Source organism: Novosphingopyxis baekryungensis DSM 16222 (assembly GCF_000420305.1).
In the GTDB taxonomy this organism is placed as follows: Bacteria; Pseudomonadota; Alphaproteobacteria; order Sphingomonadales; family Sphingomonadaceae; genus Novosphingopyxis; species Novosphingopyxis baekryungensis.
The window spans coordinates 233157-250177 of sequence record NZ_ATUR01000004.1; the positions used below are offsets into that span (position 1 = coordinate 233157).

The 17021-nt window shown below is 63.2% G+C and carries 17 protein-coding genes and 1 tRNA gene; 11 read left to right on the plus strand and 7 right to left on the minus strand.

The genetic code is table 11. The annotated features are described in order from the left end of the window. Positions 1–90 precede the first annotated feature (90 nt). Together G410_RS0108040 and G410_RS0108045 are read left to right on the plus strand one after the other, a co-directional pair. A complete protein-coding gene (locus tag G410_RS0108040; RefSeq protein WP_022673138.1) occupies positions 91–600 on the plus strand; it encodes a hypothetical protein in 510 nt (169 codons plus the stop codon). A gap of 188 nt (positions 601–788) precedes the next feature. After that, positions 789–1319: a hypothetical protein gene (locus G410_RS0108045; protein WP_156851897.1), complete on the plus strand. Its 531-nt coding sequence runs from the start codon at positions 789–791 to the stop codon at positions 1317–1319. Positions 1320–1322: 3 nt separating this feature from the next. Here the strand turns inward: G410_RS0108045 and G410_RS0108050 are convergent, their stop codons facing one another. The 3 genes from G410_RS0108050 to ispG form a co-directional block, all read right to left on the minus strand. Beyond that, on the minus strand, positions 1323–2255 hold the full coding sequence (locus G410_RS0108050; protein ID WP_033317472.1) for a histone deacetylase family protein: 933 nt from the start codon (positions 2253–2255) through the stop codon (positions 1323–1325). A gap of 61 nt (positions 2256–2316) precedes the next feature. Continuing rightward, positions 2317–2805: a GNAT family N-acetyltransferase gene (locus G410_RS0108055; protein WP_022673141.1), complete on the minus strand. Its 489-nt coding sequence runs from the start codon at positions 2803–2805 to the stop codon at positions 2317–2319. Further along, positions 2802–3944 (minus strand): flavodoxin-dependent (E)-4-hydroxy-3-methylbut-2-enyl-diphosphate synthase, encoded by a 1143-nt coding sequence (ispG, locus tag G410_RS18295; RefSeq protein WP_022673142.1) that lies wholly within the window; start codon positions 3942–3944, stop codon positions 2802–2804. The genes G410_RS0108055 and ispG overlap by 4 nt, the downstream gene beginning before the upstream one ends. Positions 3945–4039: 95 nt before the next feature. On the opposite strand from ispG, the gene G410_RS0108065 reads away from it, so the two are divergent. Beyond that, a complete protein-coding gene (locus G410_RS0108065; protein WP_022673143.1) occupies positions 4040–4705 on the plus strand; it encodes an SDR family oxidoreductase in 666 nt (221 codons plus the stop codon). Between the two features lie 80 nt (positions 4706–4785). On the opposite strand, the gene G410_RS0108070 is transcribed toward G410_RS0108065, so the two are convergent. After that, the gene (locus G410_RS0108070; RefSeq protein WP_028971222.1) at positions 4786–6084 is read right to left on the minus strand and encodes an OmpP1/FadL family transporter; all 1299 of its coding nucleotides are present in this window, start codon (positions 6082–6084) and stop codon (positions 4786–4788) included. Positions 6085–6293: 209 nt separating this feature from the next. Here G410_RS0108070 and G410_RS0108075 point away from each other — a divergent pair, with 209 nt between their 5' ends. After that, entirely contained in the window at positions 6294–7133 is an 840-nt protein-coding gene (locus G410_RS0108075) for a S1/P1 nuclease (protein WP_022673145.1), read from the plus strand. A 137-nt stretch (positions 7134–7270) separates the two neighbouring features. Then, positions 7271–7513, plus strand: coding sequence for a hypothetical protein (locus tag G410_RS16095; protein ID WP_022673146.1), 243 nt, complete (start codon positions 7271–7273; stop codon positions 7511–7513). Between the two features lie 193 nt (positions 7514–7706). On the opposite strand, the gene G410_RS16100 is transcribed toward G410_RS16095, so the two are convergent. Continuing rightward, positions 7707–9914, minus strand: coding sequence for a M3 family metallopeptidase (locus G410_RS16100; RefSeq protein WP_245559319.1), 2208 nt, complete (start codon positions 9912–9914; stop codon positions 7707–7709). A gap of 182 nt (positions 9915–10096) precedes the next feature. On the opposite strand from G410_RS16100, the gene G410_RS16105 reads away from it, so the two are divergent. Both G410_RS16105 and G410_RS17690 read left to right on the plus strand, forming a co-directional pair. Further along, the gene (locus tag G410_RS16105) at positions 10097–11023 is read left to right on the plus strand and encodes a helix-turn-helix domain-containing protein (RefSeq protein ID WP_156851899.1); all 927 of its coding nucleotides are present in this window, start codon (positions 10097–10099) and stop codon (positions 11021–11023) included. Between the two features lie 69 nt (positions 11024–11092). Continuing rightward, the gene (locus G410_RS17690) at positions 11093–12517 is read left to right on the plus strand and encodes a DUF2235 domain-containing protein (protein WP_084489063.1); all 1425 of its coding nucleotides are present in this window, start codon (positions 11093–11095) and stop codon (positions 12515–12517) included. A 30-nt stretch (positions 12518–12547) separates the two neighbouring features. Here the strand turns inward: G410_RS17690 and G410_RS0108100 are convergent. Together G410_RS0108100 and G410_RS0108105 are read right to left on the minus strand one after the other, a co-directional pair. Then, positions 12548–12623, minus strand: a tRNA-Val gene (locus G410_RS0108100). A gap of 33 nt (positions 12624–12656) precedes the next feature. Next, positions 12657–13253, minus strand: a complete 597-nt coding sequence (locus tag G410_RS0108105; protein WP_033317513.1) for a TlpA family protein disulfide reductase — start codon at positions 13251–13253, stop codon at positions 12657–12659. A 16-nt stretch (positions 13254–13269) separates the two neighbouring features. Between G410_RS0108105 and argH the strand changes: the two genes are divergently transcribed. The 4 genes from argH to G410_RS0108125 are packed head-to-tail and all read left to right on the plus strand — an operon-like array spanning position 13270 to position 16988. Next, positions 13270–14649, plus strand: a complete 1380-nt coding sequence (argH, locus tag G410_RS0108110) for an argininosuccinate lyase (protein WP_022673151.1) — start codon at positions 13270–13272, stop codon at positions 14647–14649. Further along, positions 14646–14954 (plus strand): hypothetical protein, encoded by a 309-nt coding sequence (locus G410_RS16110; protein ID WP_022673152.1) that lies wholly within the window; start codon positions 14646–14648, stop codon positions 14952–14954. Before argH ends, G410_RS16110 begins: the two co-directional genes overlap by 4 nt. Further along, entirely contained in the window at positions 14954–16216 is a 1263-nt protein-coding gene (gene lysA / locus G410_RS0108120; RefSeq protein ID WP_022673153.1) for a diaminopimelate decarboxylase, read from the plus strand. Before G410_RS16110 ends, lysA begins: the two co-directional genes overlap by 1 nt. A 4-nt stretch (positions 16217–16220) precedes the next feature. Next, positions 16221–16988, plus strand: coding sequence for a precorrin-2 dehydrogenase/sirohydrochlorin ferrochelatase family protein (locus tag G410_RS0108125; protein WP_022673154.1), 768 nt, complete (start codon positions 16221–16223; stop codon positions 16986–16988). Positions 16989–17021: the final 33 nt, after the last annotated feature.

The window sequence follows — 17021 nt, forward strand, 5'->3', positions numbered from 1 at the left end:
CCGAATAGCTGATACGGCACGCGATGTGCTTAGACTTGCCTTTCCGCTAACGACTCACTTGCGGGCGTTCGCCACCTTCGCCACGAAGCCATGATGAAAGCTATGCATTATGCCCTCGCGATTGCTTCCCTGTCAGTGGCAACGAACCCTGCAAGTGCTTCGGCGCCAGCTGACTGCCCTCTTGCGAATATCGAAAGGCAGACAGAGCTGCACAAGTTTTTGAGCTTGCGTGCCATCGAAATCGTGAGGCTTGCCACGAGTGGCGACCGCAAGCGTCTTGCGAAGTGGATCACCCCAACTGCGCGTTTCAATCTTGGCGGTGGAGATGTTGGTCGGCCGCTTGGAGCCGGTATTCAGGGCGCTGAAACGCTTGCAGCCATGATGAACGCTGACACTTACCGTTACCTAGGCTGGGACTATATGAATGGGCCCGCGATGCCATGTGCTTCGCAGAAGGTGACGGTTGAGTTCGTGGACAGCCAGGGCAAGGCAGTGTCGCAGGTCCAATTCACCTTCATGGGTGGCCGCCTCACTGACGCCAGCGGGTGGCAACGATCGTTCGAAGAGGGGGCACTGATTGCTGCTCACCCCAGCCACTAGCTGATGGTAGCTAACCACCCCATTTTTGGCCGTTCGCGGCGGTTTGAAGCGTGGCTGTAAGCGGGCCCTCGCAGAACACACCGAAGACGGAGCAAGGTGACGGGTTCTAAGCATGCCCACAGGCGATAACGGCGACAGGCCGGCGGCGGTTTGTTACACGGATGGTGTCGAACCAACAGGAGCCGTCCATGATCCGTACCCTTGCCCCGCTTGCGGCGCTCATGCTGGCCGCATGTGTCACCAACCAGCCGGACGGGCCAGCCTCCCCTTACGAGATCCAGCAGCAAGTCGCCGAAGACGGCGGCGTTGCAGAGCCCGAAGATGCGCCGGAAAAGCTGGAGAGCACCACGGTGTTCGATCAGTCCGCGCTGGACCGATTGCGCAACAATAGCGGGCTGACGCTGCAGTGGATCGGATGGGAGGATCGCGGAGCGTTGACCGTGACGCAGCCTGGCCGGATCGTCTATCTGAAAGGGCGCCAGACCGGCACGCCGCAGCGCCCCGGCACGCTGACGCTGGACGGCGCGGTGGTGGCTATCGATACCGACACATTCACCTTTGATGGCACCATCCACATTCGCAATACGCCCGATCCGGGCCGGGATTGTTTGCGGGAAGGACAAATGACGTTCGCAGTCACGCAGAACCGTAAATATTGGCGGCTCCAGGACATGACCGCGTGCGGCGGGCTGACCGACTATGTCGATATCTATTTCTGAAACTTAACGCCGCGCCTGCACCTGTTGCGGCGCAGGCCACCGGGTGTTTTCATCGGCCATGCTGAGCATCGCGTTCGCGTGGCGCTGCGCCACGACGCGCTGGTCGGCCCCATATCCGCCGCCCATGGCGCTCGCCACCGGAATGCCGCGCGACCGTGCTTCGCGGATCACGAACCGGTCGCGCCGTTCCAGCCCGCCGTCGGTCAACGCCAGACGCCCGAGCTTGTCCTGCGCATGCGGATCGACACCGGCCTGGTAGAGGATGAGATCGGGCCGATGGCTCTCGATCAGGCGCGGCAGATGCTGCGACAAGGCGGAAAGATAGCCGTCATCGTCGGTGCCGTCGGGCAGCGGCAGATCGAGATCGGACCGCGCCTTGCGGACCGGGAAATTCTTTTCGGCATGCATCGAAAAGGTGAAAATCGCCTCGCGCCCGGCGGTGAGCGAGGCGGTACCATCACCCTGATGCACGTCCAGATCCACGATCAATATGCGCCGCGCATCGCCCTCGGCCAGCAGCCGGTTGGCGGCCACCGCCAGATCGTTGAACACGCAATAGCCCGCGCCCGTATCGTGCAGCGAATGATGGCTGCCACCCGCGCTATTTGCGGCGAAGCCGTGCTGAAACGCCAGATGCGCCGCGCGCCAGGTGCCGCCATTGGTGTGCTGCACGCGCTGCGCGATATGCGGGGTGACCGGAAAGCCGATCCGCCGCTCCTTTTCGCGCGGCACGCTAGCCGCCAAGACGCTATCGACATAATTGGGATCATGGACCGCAGCGAGCCAGTCGCGCGGCATGGGCGGCGGGGCATGTTCGGTCATCGCCGCGCCGGATTCGCGCAGCAGGATCATGACCAGCTGATATTTGTCGAACTTGAAGCTGCCGCGTTCGGGCGGCGGGGCCATATAATCGGCGTGGTGGACGACGTGGAGCATGGGGCAGAATGTGGCGCTTCGGCCGGTTCATTCAACCGATATGGCTGCGCCCACAGCCCATTCAGCCGGGCGACCCCGCAAAGGCCGTCAGCGCCGCGCCATCCATCCGCATCACGCGCCATTCCGGCTGCATCTGTGCGCCCAGATGCTCATAGACGCGGATCGCGCTCTCATTCCAGTCGAGCACCACCCATTCGAACCGCGCGCAACCCCGCTCCACCGCAATCTCGGCCAGCCGCTTGAGCAGCGCCGTGCCGATGCCATGGCCACGCTTGGCCTCGCTCACATAGAGGTCTTCCAGATAAAGACCCTTGCGCCCCTGCCAGGTCGAGAAATTGTGGAAGAACATCGCGAACGCCGCCGGCTGCCCGTCCCATTCCGCAATCAGCGCCTCGACCACGGGGCGCGCGCCGAACAGCGCGTCGTGCAATCCCTCCGGCGTGGCCTTGACCGTGCCGGGCGGTGCTTTCTCGAACGTCGCCAGCTCCTCGATGAAGCGCAGGATATGGGCGATATCGTCCGGCGTGGCGGGCCGTATTTCTGTGGTCACTCGGCCGCCACCGGCTCGGCCGCCGCGTTCGCCGCCTCGATTTCCGCGGCCTTGGCCTCGACCAGCCCGACGATATGATCGAGCATCGCGTCGCTTTCGACCGTGTGGTCGGTCACGCCGCTCAGATACACCATATGCTTGCCCTTGCCGCCGCCGGTCAGGCCGATATCGGTCTCGCGCGCCTCGCCGGGGCCATTGACCACGCAGCCCAGGACGGAGAGCGAGAGCGGCGTGTTGATGTGCTGCAGGCGGCTTTCCAGCGCCTGCACCGTGCGGATCACGTCGAAGCCCTGCCGCGCGCAGGACGGGCAGCTGACGATGCGCACGCCGCGGGTGCGCAGGCCGAGCGTCTTGAGCATCTCATAGCCCACCCGCACCTCTTCCTCCGGCTCGGCGGAGAGCGAGACGCGGATCGTATCGCCGATCCCGGCCCATAGCAGATTGCCGATGCCGATGGCCGATTTCACCGTGCCGCCGATCAGCCCGCCCGCCTCGGTAATCCCCAGGTGGAGCGGGCAGTCGACGGCGTCGGCCAGCTGCATATAGGCCGCCACCGCGAGGAACACGTCGGACGCCTTCACGGCGACCTTATATTCGTGGAAATCCTGATCCTGCAGCAGCTTGATATGATCGAGCGCGCTCTCGACCAGCGCTTCCGGGCAAGGCTCGCCATATTTTTCCAGCAGATCGCGCTCCAGCGATCCGGCGTTCACGCCGATGCGGATGGCGCAGCCATTGGACTTGGCGGCGTCCACCACTTCCTTCACCCGCGCCTCGCTGCCGATATTGCCGGGGTTGATGCGCAGGCAAGCCGCACCCGCATCGGCGGCTTCCAGTGCGCGTTTGTAATGGAAATGGATGTCCGCCACGATCGGCACCTTGGCGGCGCGCACGATCTGTTTCAGCGCGGCGGTGGAGGCTTCATCGGGGCAGGACACGCGGATGATGTCCACGCCCGCCTCTTCGCAGCGGCGGATCTGGTCGATCGTGGCCCTGGCATCCTCGGTCGGCGTGTTGGTCATGGTCTGCACGGTGATCGGCGCATCGCCGCCCACGGGCACATCGCCCACCATGATCTGCCGGCTCTTGCGGCGTTCGATATCGCGCCAGGGGCGCAGGGACGGATTGTCGGCGGTCATGGAACGGGCCTCGATGCTCGGGTGTTTGCCATCATATAGCCGCTCGGCGTTACAGTTGCGAGAGGCGCTTCCCCATAACCACAAAGGCTTTTCCCATGCCCACCATTCTCATCACCGGCGGCAGCCGCGGCATCGGCGCCGAACTCGTCCAGCAATATGCCGCAGAGGGCTGGGACGTGATTGCCACGGCACGCAGCGACGACGATCTGAAAGAACTGAACGCGATGGACAAGGTCGAGGCGCTGGAACTGGATGTGGCCTCGGACGAGAGCATCGACTCCTTCGTCAGCGCGCTCGGCGACCGGCCGATCGACGTCTTCCTGAACAATGCCGGCGTCGCCAGCATGGACGCCACCAACCGCAGCGAATTTCTGAAGACGCTGGAAATCAACACCGTTGCCCCGTCCATTCTTGCGCATAAGCTGAAAGGCCATGTCGCCAAATCGGACCAGAAGAAAATGGCGGTGGTGACCAGCCGCATGGGGTCGATCGGCGACAATGGCGGCGGCGGCCATATCCCCTATCGCGCATCCAAGGCGGCGGTGAACGCGGCATGGAAAAGCCTGGCGATCGACCTGAAGGATGACGGCATCTCGGTCGTCATGCTGCATCCCGGCTGGGTGAAGACCGCGATGGGCGGCAGCAACGCGCAGATCGATACGCAAACCAGTGCCAAAGGCTTGCGCAAGCAGATCGACGAGACGGGCATGGACAATAGCGGGCGCTTCGTCGCCTATGACGGCGCCGCCATCGAATGGTGACAATCGCCGGTTGCTGACAAGAAAAAAGCCCGCCCCGCCGTCCGACAGCCGGAGCGACGGGGCGGGCTTTCTGGCGTTCTTTAGAACTTTGCGCGCAGGGCCAGGGCGAACTGGTCCACATCGCCGCGATTGGTCGACCGGACGGTCTGCGAGATGGCGGCGGGCGTTCCTTCGAAGAAGCTGCTGGTCAGGTTCAGATCCGCCGTATCGACGAATACATGCGCATAGCTGGCGTCCAGACCGAAATTGCGGCTCAGCTCATAGCTTGCACCGACCGAGCCCCATACCCGGTCCCCGTCCGGCACGCGCGTGCCGCGGAACGCGTCATTGACCGGGCTTTCATCGAACATCGTGCCCGTGCGCAAAGTCAGACGATCGGTGAAATCATGCTCCGCGCCCAGCGCCATGGACCAGCTGTCCGAATAATTCTGCTCGGCGACCTGCGGCGGCAGGCCTTCGGGGAAGATACGGATCGCATCGAATGTGGACCAGTTGTACCAGTTCCAGCTGCCATAGACGCGCGTCGGGCTGTCCACGCCGAACATCACGCTGACGGTGGCGATATCGGGCAAGGTGATCGGGGCGATCGCGCCGACCGAGCGGTTCTGACCCGCCAGCGGACCGACCAGTCCGGACAGATCGAAATCGCCTTCCAGCTGATGCTCCATGCGGGACCGGTAGTGCGCGCCGAGACGAACCTTCTCCACCTCGAGCTGCGCGCCGACATTCCAGCCCAGGGAGAAATCATCCCCCTTCACGCTGAGGGAACCGTCGCCGCTCAGCGGGCTGAGATTGGGCACGGCGTTGGTCAGCTCGACATCGATATATTGCACGTCGAAACCGGCGCCGATCGAGAGATTGTCGTTGATCTTGTACGCGACGCTGGGCTGCACATTGATGGTGAACACGTCGGACCGGTTCGAATCGTACCGACCGAAAAAGTCATCGTCATAATCCACCACAACGCCGAACGGGCTGGACACGCCAAGGCCCACCCACAGGCGGTCGCTCATCTGCGCGCTGGCATAGGCCTGCGGCACCACCAGGGGCTGGGAGAAGGGGTTGCCGCCATCGCCGCCGGGCACCGGAAAGGCGTTGGTGACGCCGGGAATGCTGCGGGTGGTGCCGCGATTTTCCTGGCCGGAATTCACGAACAGCATTTCGCCGCCGATTTCGATCTGGACACCCTCCAGCTCGGTCATGCCGGCGGGATTGAAATAGATGGTTGCTGGCGAATCGGCGGAGGCCGCTTCGCCGGAAAAGGCCCGGCCCACTTCACGCGCGGACTGTTCCTGCAGATAGAAGCCGCCGGCAAAAACCGGGGTAGCACAAGCGATTAGCGGCAAAAACGCGGTCGCGGCAAGACGGAGAGACGTCATATTCATCCTTGTAAGCAAAATTAGGTGGGAGATGATTTGCCCTCCTCTAGCGCGCAAAAGGATAACGCGCTCCATACCCTTTCCGATTAAAATACACTGTGACTCTGCGGCATCGTTTTTGGGCCTGCCGCCGCCATCCGGCCGGCAAAAGCAGCCGGGCGACGCGCCGTCTTCACGCGGCAACAATTCAGGCCTAGAGGGCCAGCCCTATGATCCGTTCCCTGCTGATATCGCTGCTGGCGCTTGCCGCCCTGCTTCCCACGCCTGCCCTTGCCTGGGGCGAATATAGCCATCGCAGCACCGCGGCCATCGCGGCGGCCAATCTCTCGCCGCGTGCGCGCAGCAGCATGCAGCGCCTGCTGCGCGCCGCGCCCCTGCTCGGCACGCCGGACTGTCCGCTGGACAGCATCGGCGATGCCAGCGTCTGGGCAGACTGCGTTCGGCGGGACCGGGACCGCTGGGGCTATACCAGCCCATGGCATTATCAGAATGTCGATATCTGTGCGCCCTTCGCGCTGGAGCCCAATTGCCCGAACGGCAATTGCGCCTATGCGCAGGTGGAGCGGAACTTCAAGATCCTGTCCGACCGGTCTCTGCCGGACAATGTGCGGCTGGAAGCATTTGCCTTCCTGGTCCATTTCACGGGCGATCTGCACCAGCCGCTGCATGCCGGCGATCGGCATGATCGCGGCGGCAATGATGTGGACGCCGATTATGGCATCATCCCTGGTCTCAATCTGCATTGGATATGGGACGGGCCACTGGCCGAACGGGCCATTTCCACCCCGCCGCAGATCATCCGCAGCTATGGCCCGGACGAGCGCGCCGGGATCGTGACCGGCACCCCGGAAGACTGGAGCCGGGAAGCCTGGCAGGTCAGCCGCGACATCGCCTATGCGCGCGCGCTGGATGGCGATCCGTGCGGGCCGAAGCCGCAAGGCACCGTGGTGATCGACGAGCCGGATGTCGCCGCCTCCACCGAGGCGCTGCGCCTGCAGGTGGTCCGCGCCGGATTGCGGCTGGCCGATATGCTCGAAAAGGCGCTGTAGCGCCGTTAGCACCATAACAATCCGCCCGGCCCCCGCCAGCAACGTTGCCCAATAGTCACAGCGCGCACTCGGTTGAACGCTGGTGGAAACCTTTTCGCCGTCCGACGTTATGTCATGGAGTGTGAAAGGATAGAGTTATGACAGTGCAGCCCGCAATTCAGAGCTTCGGTGTTCAGGGTGCAATGAAGCGTTATTCCTTCTTGTATCATCATGGTGAGACGAACCACTGCCCCGGCTGTGGCCACACCCACTGGCATATTGGCCGTGCGACGGCGGAATGCGCCAATTGCTTCACCGCGATGCCGCTGGCCGAGGTCGCGTCCACGCCGGCCCGCCCGCTCTTCTATGTGCGCAGCAGCAAGACGGCGATGGCCGCCTGACCCGGTTGTTCGGGGACGGATTCGGGACCATTCCGGATCGCTGCCGATGACAGCGCCAGCACGGCGCTGAACTGCACACCCCTCGGCGCTCAATCCCCTCGACGCTGATGATGCGTCCTGTAATTCGATATGATCGAGCATGAAAAAGGGCGAGCCGTGAGGCCCGCCCTTTCTGATTCCGTATCGACCGCTCTTATTCGGCGGTTGCGTTCACCGGGAAGCCACGCTTTTCCAGAATGTAGCGCACTTCCGGATCGCGGCCGCGGAAAGCGCGATAGGCCTCGATGCGGTCCGTCTCATTGCCGGTCGAGAGCAGGATTTCGCGGAAACGATTCGCTGTGGCCTTGTCCCACGGGCTGCCCGCTTCCTCGAACGCGGCCCAGGTGTCCGCGTCCATCGTTTCGGACCAGAGATAGCTGTAATAGCCGGCCGAATAGGCATCCGACGAGAACAGGTGATTGAACTGCGGCAGGCGGTGCCGCATCACGATCTCCTTGGGCATGCCGATCGCGTCCAGCGTCTCACGCTCGAACGCATCGACATCGGTCACCGGTTCGCTGCGGTCATGCAGCTTCATATCGACGATCGCGCTCGACAGATATTCCACCGTCGAAAAACCCTCGTTGAACTTGGACGACGCCTCGATCTTGTCGACCAGCTCCTGCGGGATCGGCTCTCCGGTCTGATAATGCACCGCATAATTGTTCAGGATGTAGGGCGTCAGCAGCCAATTCTCGTTCACCTGGCTGGGATATTCCACAAAGTCCCGCGGCGTGCCGCGCAGGCCGGGATAGGTCACGTCGGTCAACAGCGCATGGATCGCATGGCCGAATTCGTGGAACAGCGTGCTGGCATCGTCCACGCTGATCAGCGCCGCCTCACCCTCCGCAGGCTTCACGAAATTATTGTTGTTGGAGGCGAGCACATTGCGCTCCCCGCCCAGCGACTGCTGCGAACGATAGGTGGTCGCCCAGGCGCCGGAGCGTTTGCCGGTGCGCGCATAGGGATCCATGTAAAACACGCCGACATTGCTGCCGTCGCGCTTGTCCGTCACCACCCAGGTGCGCACATTCGGGTCGAACACGGGAATTTCGCCCGTATTCTCGGTAAAGTCCAGATCGTAGAGACGCCCGGCGGCATCGAACATGCCCTCGATCATCTTGCTCAGCTGGAAATAGGGTTTGATCTCGTTCTGATCGAGGTCGTATTTATCCTTGCGCACCTTCTCGGCATAGAAGCGATAGTCCCAGGGCTGGATGGTGATGTCCGCCTGTTCCTTGTCGGCGATGGCCTGCATGTCGGCCACCTCTTCCTTCACGCGCGCCACGGCGGCGGGCCAGACCTGCATCATCAGGTCCATCGCGCGCTCGGGCTCCTTGGCCATGGTATCGGCCATCCGGTAATCGGCATGGGTTTCAAAGCCCAGCAGCTCGGCGCGCTGCTGGCGCAGCTTCAGGATGTTGGCGATGGTGGCATTGGTGTCGTTCTCGCCGCCATTGTCGCCGCGATTCACATAAGCGGTGTACACTTTCTCCCGCAGATCGCGCCGCGTGGAATTTTCCAGGAAAGGCTGCATGAAGCTGCGCGTGTTGACCACGGCCCAGCCGGTTTCGCCATTCTCCTCGGCCGCGCCCTTCATCGAGGCGACCAGGCTGTCGGGCAGGCCCGCCAGATCGGCCTCGTCGGTCAGCAGGATATAGCTTTCCTCATCGGCCAGAACCTTGTTGGAAAAGTCCGAAAACTCGCCCGCAAGCGCGGTTTCGATGCCGATCACTTCCTGCTTCTGCTCGGGCGTCAGCAGCGCGCCGCCGCGCACCAGATCCTCATATTGCCGGGTCAGCAGACGCATCTGCTCGGCATCCAGCCCCAGCGTATCGCGCCGGTCGTATAGCGATTTCACGCGCGCAAACAGGCGCGGATCGAACTGCAGCTCGTTGAAATAGGCGCTGAGCTTGGGGCTCCATTCGCCCTGGATCGCCCGCACTTCGGGGCTCGACAGGTTGGAGGTGTAGACCCCCCAATAGCTGAAGACGCGGCCGATCTCTTCGCCCGCCAGTTCCAGCGGCACCATGGTGTTTTCGAACGTCGGCTCGGCCGGATTGGCCAGGATCGCCTCATATTCCGCCTTGGTGCTGGCCATGGTCTGCGCAAAGGCATCGGGAAAATCGGACACGCTGACCTTGTCCCACTGGGGCACGCCCTCATAGGGGCCGGTCCAGGGATTGAGCAGCGGATTGGCGTTCATGGTCTCGGGGCTTTCGTCATCGGGCGAGGTGGCCGGGGCTTCGCCCACCACGGCGCCGGTTCCGCTATCGGTGGCGCCGCCCATTTGCGCCGCCGCGGGCGACGACAGGGCAAGGGCGGAAACGGAGAGGGCGAACGAAGCGATGGTCTTTGGCAAAGGGCAAACCTTTCGAATGGATAATGTTGTCATGCGATGTGGCGGCACCGGGCCGTTACCGCAAGGGGATGCACGGTGCGCCACATGGCGCGGCAATCGAAACCGAAATGGATCGAATTTGCTTGCCAGCATGATCGCCGTTCGCTGAATAGTCGATGACTGTCTTGGGGGAGGCGTGCGACGTGGAAATGTTTCCGGAAAACAAGCCGTTGGCGCTGCTGATGGGCATGCGCGGCGCGCAGGGCGATCGGCTCCCGGCCTTGGCGGACATGGCCGGTTGGCGTTCGCTCGACATTGGAGCTTCCTTCGACTGGCCGGGCGACCATGCTCTGCTGACACCGCCGGAATTGATCCTGTGCCTGTTTCAATCCGAAACGGAGACGCCTGAACGCGAAATCGCGCGCGCTGCGCAATATGCCGCGGATCATGGCACCGCTTTCATCCTGTGGACCGATTTCGCCCGGCTCGATCTGGCGGCTGCGCTCGCGCCTGAAGATGCCGACATATTGGTCGATCCGGATCCGGCGGAAGCGGTCTTCGCCTTGACCAGAGCCCGAGCGAAGACGCGCGGGAGCGCAAGGGAGGACCGGGGCGAAAGCCGGGAGCTGATGCGGCTGAGCGACGAGCTGGTCGATATGGCGCGCCGGGTGGCCGCGCTGACGCAAGGCGGGGGCAGCGACGGCGGCGGGAAAGTGCGCGCCGATCCGCTGGCCTATCGCGGCGCGCCCGGCGGCGGCACCACGGCGCTGGGCAAACCGCCGGCGCTCAAAGCCGCCACGATTCGCGAGATGATCCGCCTGCGCCGCATGCGCGAGGACATGTTCGAATCGGACCTGTTTGCCGATCCCGCCTGGGACATGCTGCTCGATCTCATGGCCTCCCGGCTGGAGGACAAGCCCGTCTCCGTGTCCAGCCTGTGCATCGCCTCCGCCGTGCCGCCCACCACCGCGCTGCGCTGGATCAAGCTGATGACCGACCGTGGCCTGCTGGAACGCCGCGCCGACACCGCCGACGCCCGCCGCATCTTCATCGCGCTCAGCGACGAGACCGCAGCGCGCCTGCAAGGCCTGCTCGCCGCCATGATCGGCAGCAAAACCCCGGCGGTCTAGCGTAGCAAACGAGGACGTGATTTTATGATAATATAAGACCGCGGAACGATAATCACAGGAGAAGCGCTCGTGGCTAAGAACATAATGATCTTTGCTGATGGCACCGGCCAGATCGGTGGTATCAAGCCCGATCAACGTCTTTCGAACGTATATAAAATGTTTCGCGCGATGCGGCCCGGCCCGGCCTCGTCAATTATGTGCCAAGATCAGGTAGCTTACTATGACCCTGGTCTAGGCGCAGGTGAAATCGAAGGCGTAACATTCAGCAAGATACGCAATATCTTTGAATCCGCTGTTGGGGCTGGCATCGAAGACAATATGATTGACTGTTACGAAAGGATTTTGTCCTATTACGAGGCTGGCGATCGTATAATTCTAATTGGTTTTTCAAGAGGTGCCTATACTGTCAGGGCATTGGCCAATATGATGAACCTGTGCGGCGTGCCGACACAGCAGCAGGATGGCAAACCAATCCCTAAATCAGGCAAGATTCTGAGGGAAATTGCAACCGAAGCTGTAAAGTCTGTATATGGCCACGGTACGGGCAAGCCGCGCGGTTTAAAACCATATTTTCAACAACGAGAGGAAAAAGGGCGGCGGTTCCGGGAGAACTATGGTTGCGAAGATACTGTCGAACAAGGCAACAAACGCGGTAATGTCGAGCCCACATTCGTTGGCGTTTTCGATACCGTCGCCGCGCTCCAAAATTCAGTTCTCACTTGGATAATCCGCGGCATCTTTGGCGCAGCTTTCACGGCAGCTCTTTGCAGCTTCCTTTTGAGTTGGTCCATCGGCTGGACAATCGGACTAGTTATTGTGTGTTGCCTCTCGATCTTTGGGTACATGTGGACAGTATCACAACAGATCCGATTTTATGAACCTGATCCAGCCAACCCTCTTAGTTTGATGAAACCTTGGCATTGGCCCCATATCCTGAAAAATACTCATCGAGCGTATTGGAGAAAGAAAAATTACGATATGTGGCTTTCTCCACAGGTCTGCCACGCGCGTCACGCTTTATCGATAGACGAATATCGGTCAAACTTTCCCCGCGTCGGATGGGGACTGGAGTCTACCGCCGAAACTATAAAAGATCGCGTTCCCGCTTGGCTCAAGCAAGTTTGGTTTGCCGGATGTCACAGCGATGTCGGCGGAAGCTATCCCGAAAACGAATCGCGGCTAAGTGACATTTCACTAAATTGGATGGTCGAAGAGCTTCGGGATTGCGTGCCTATGGTCAAAATTCAAGCGCATCTGCTGGTCACCAATCCCGATAGTCTTGGCTTGCAGCATGATGAAATTTACATGTGGAATAAATGGTGGCTAAAGATCAAATGGCCCCGAAAAGCACGGCGTCTGAAACGCGATATTCCTCTGCACCCTACTGTTTTAGAGCGCCTAGCTGCAAAAAACGCCCCACATGAAAATGTCACCAAACCCTATCGTCCGACCGAACTTGCAAGCCATCCGCAAGCCAAAGACTTTTACAAATAGTCATTTCATGGCAGTCGATTATCGCGGAAATGGTGGGCGATGACGGGCTCGAACCGCCGACCCTCTCGGTGTAAACGAGATGCTCTACCAACTGAGCTAATCGCCCGCTTGTTCGGCTCTACCGCGGGTCAGCCGAAGGTCAAGAGGCTTCCGCCAGCATCTCGGCCACGGCAGGGTCGTTCCACTCGGTCGGGCCGATCAGCCGCCAGACTTCCTGCCCCTGGCTGTCATAGAGAATGGTGGTGGGCAGCTGCACATTGCCGCCCAGCGCGGTGAGCAGGCTATTCTGGCTGTCCGTATAGGGCTCCAGCGTGGTGAACCCCTGCTTTGCCCAGAACGGATCGACCGCTTCCCGGCCGTCCAGATCCTGCGACACCACCAGCACTTTGGGGCCGCTCTCTCCGGCCGCCAGCGCGTCCAGCGTCGGCATTTCCTTGATGCAGGGCGCGCACCAGGTGGCCCACAGATTCACCAGCAGCGGCTTGCCCTTAAAATCCGCCAGCTGCGCCATGCCACCGGTCGGATCGGTGAACTGCCCATCCAGATAGGGCTCACCGGCATGCGCGTAGCTCAGCTCCGCTTTCAGCCCGTCGGCAGTTTCGATCAGCGCGCCCTCGCCCGCCTTGGCCGGCGGTGCATCGGCTGCCTGCTCTTGCTCCGCCACCGGCGCGGCTCTATCGCATGCGGCCAGCCCCAGGATCAGGGCGGCAGGGACGGCAAGGAAAGACAGGCGCATGAGCGATTCCAACAGCATGTGGGGCGGGCGCTTTTCGGGCGGCCCTTCGGCGATCATGCGGGAGATAAACGCCTCCATCCCCTTCGACAAGCGGCTGTGGCGACAGGATATCCGCGCCAGCAAGGTGCATGTCGCCATGCTGGCGGCGCAGGCTATCGTCAGCGAGGCCGATGCCGCGACGATCCGCGACGGGCTCGATACCATCGCCGCCGAATATGAAGCGGGCGGGCTGGTCGAGAATCTCGATCTGGAAGACATCCACATGCATGTCGAGGCGCGGCTGACCGAGCTGATCGGCCCGGTGGCCGGGCGGCTGCACACCGCACGCTCGCGCAACGATCAGGTGGCGACGGACTTTCGCCTGTGGGTGCGCGAGGCCTGCGACGAAATGGAGGCCGGCCTCGCCGCGTTCCAGAACGCGCTGCTGAGCCGTGCCGAAGAGCATGCCGATACGGTGATGCCGGGCTTTACGCATCTGCAGGCCGCCCAGCCCGTCACGCTCGGCCACCACCTGATGGCCTATTATGAAATGGCCAAGCGCGACCGCAGCCGGTTCAGCGATGCCAAGGCGCGCGCCGCCGAATGTCCGCTGGGCAGCGCCGCGCTGGCGGGCACCAGCTTCGATCTGGACCGGAACAAAACCGCCGGGGAACTCGGCTTCGCCCGGCCCACCGCCAATTCGCTCGATGCCGTGTCGGACCGCGATTTCGCGCTCGACTATCTGATGGCGGCCACCACCACCGCGCTGCATCTCAGCCGTCTGGCGGAGGAATTCGTGATCTGGGCCAGCCAGCCCTATGGCTTCGTCACACTGTCTGATGCGTACAGCACCGGCAGCTCGATCATGCCGCAGAAGCGCAATCCCGACGCCGCCGAACTGGTGCGCGGCCATTCGGGCCGGATCGCGGGCTGCATGCAGGCGCTGGTGATGGTGATGAAGGGCCTGCCGCTCGCCTATGCCAAGGATACGCAGGACGACAAGCCGCCGGTGTTCGAGGCGCATGATCTGCTCGCGCTCAGCATCGCGGCGATGACCGGCATGGTCGAAACCAGCGATTTCCGCGCCGACCGGATGCGCGCGCTGGCCGCCGGTGGGCACAGCACGGCGACCGATTTCGCCGACTGGCTGGTGCGCGGCATCGGCATGCCGTTCCGCGAGGCGCATCATCTGACCGGCGCGGCGGTCAAGCTGGCCGAGGAGAAAGGTTGCGACATATCCGAGTTGGAAGCCGATGCGCTGCGCGGGCTCGATCCACGTCTGGCGGAGGCCGATCTGCCGGATCTGAGCGTGGAAGGCTCGGTCGCCAGCCGCATGAGCTATGGCGGCACCGCGCCCGCGCGGGTAAGAGAAGCCATCGCTGCCGCCCGCAAGTCGATTGCCGAGGATATGGAATGAGCCGCACGAGCCTATTGCTGCTGAGCGCCGCCGCGTTGCTGTCCGCCTGCGGCAAGGTCGGCCCGCTATCACCGGCGCCGGGAGCCAGCCTGCCGCCGAAAACCTATGCGCAGGACGGTGCGGTCGATCCGCAGGCGCTGCTCGAACCATCGACGCAGGCCCGCCCGAGCCGGGTCGACGAGCTGCTGCAGCGGTCCGAGCCGCGCGCGGCCGACCCGTTCGATCTGCCCCCCGCCGGACGCCCTGTCGTCAACAGCGATAGCGCCAACGACGACGCTACCATTCCCACCACGCCGGAAGACTGATGGACCATTTCACCTATCGCAACGGCGTGCTCCACGCCGAAGACGTACCGCTGCCTGCCATTGCGCAGGCCGTCGGCACGCCCGTCTATATCTATTCGCGCGCCACGTTCGAGCGGCATGCCCGCGTGTTTCGCGACGGGCTGGCTGCCATCCCGAACAAGCATATCGCCTTTGCCATCAAATCGAACCCCAATCTGGCCGTGCTCAACGTGCTCTCGCGCGAAGGCTATGGCGCGGATGTGGTGAGCGGCGGCGAGATGGCGCGCGCGCTGGCAGCTGGCGTTCCGGCGAAGGACATCGTCTTTTCCGGCGTCGGCAAGACCCGCGCCGAACTGGCGCAAGGCCTGAAGGAAGGCATCGGCCAGTTCAATATCGAGCATGAGCCCGAAGGCGTGGCCCTGGCCGAAACCGCGCACGCCATGGGCCTGACCGCGCCGGCCACGCTGCGCGTCAATCCCGACGTGGATGCCGGAACCCATGCCAAGATTTCGACCGGCAAGAAGGAAAACAAGTTCGGCGTCGGTATCGACAGCGCGCCGGAGATCTTCGGCCGCCTCGCGGCGCTGCCGGGCTTGAACCTTCGCGGTGTGGCGGTGCATATCGGCAGCCAGCTGTTCGATCTTGCGCCCATGGCCGCGGCGTTCGAGCGCGTTGGCGCGCTGGTGCAGACGCTGCGCGACGCGGGGCATTACATCACCCATGTCGATCTGGGCGGCGGCCTTGGCATTCCCTACAAGGCAGGCGAGGCGCTGCCACCGAGCCCGGCCGACTATGGCGATATGGTCGCGCGCGTCACCAGGGACTGGAACGTGCATCTGACGTTCGAGCCGGGCCGCGTGATCGCGGGTAATGCCGGTGTGCTGCTGACCGAAGTGCTGTGGGTGAAGCCCGGCGCGGCGGCGCCCTTCGTGGTGGTCGATGCCGCCATGAACGATCTGGCCCGCCCGGCGATGTATGACGCCTGGCATGATTTTCAGCCGGTGATCGAGACAGGCGAACGCATGACCGCATCGCTCGTCGGCCCGGTGTGCGAGAGCGGCGATACCTTTGCCATCGGGCGCGATATCGGCGTGGTCGGTCCGGGCGATCTGGCCGTGTTCCGCACCGCCGGGGCCTATGGAGCGACCATGGCGAGCACCTATAACAGCCGCGCACTGGTGCCCGAGGTGATGGTGGATGGCGACCGGTTCGCCGTCGTGGCCGATCGTATTCCAGCCGGCACCATCATGGCCGCGGAACGTGTGCCGGACTGGCTGCGCTGAGCCGGTGCGCCAGTTTCCGCTCTTTCTGAACCTGAGCGGGCGCACGGTCATACTGCTGGGCGCCGGCGAAATGGCGGACGCCAAGCGGCGGCTGTACGAGCGCGCCGGGGCGGTGATTACCGACAATGCGCATGCGCCGGACGCCGCGCTCGGCATCGTCGCGCATGAGGATGCCGAGCTGGCCGCACTCGATGCGGCGAAGCTCAAAGCGCGCGGGCTGCTGGTCAATGTGGTCGACCGGCCGGCTCTGTGCGATTTCACCACGCCCGCCATCGTCGACCGCGATCCGCTGACGGTGGCGATCGGCACGGCGGGCGCCTCGGCCGGGCTGGCCAAGGCGGTGCGCCAGCGGATCGAGGCGATGCTGCCGCCCGGCACCGGCGCGCTGGCGCAGGGCCTGTTCGATGCGCGCGATGCCATTCGCGCCCGCTGGCCCGACGGGGCCGATCGCCGCCGCGCGATCGACGTGGCGCTGTCCGATGGCGGTCCGCTCGATCCGGCCACCGGGCGCGGCGATATCGACGCCTGGCTGGCCGCTGACGAAGCGTCGGTGGCCACGGGCCTGCATATCTTCGACATCGGCAGCGATGATCCGGACGATCTGACGCTGCGGGCCGCCCGCCTGCTCGGCCAGGCGGACCGGGTCTATCATGATGCGGATATCGCAGAAGCCGTGCTGTTGCGGGCCCGCGCCGATGCCGAGCGGATTGCCGGCGCACCGCCAGTGGAACCGGAAGACGGGCTGACACTCTATTTGCGCTGGATGGGCTAAAGTAGCGCGCGTCTGCGCCTACGCCTCCTTCAC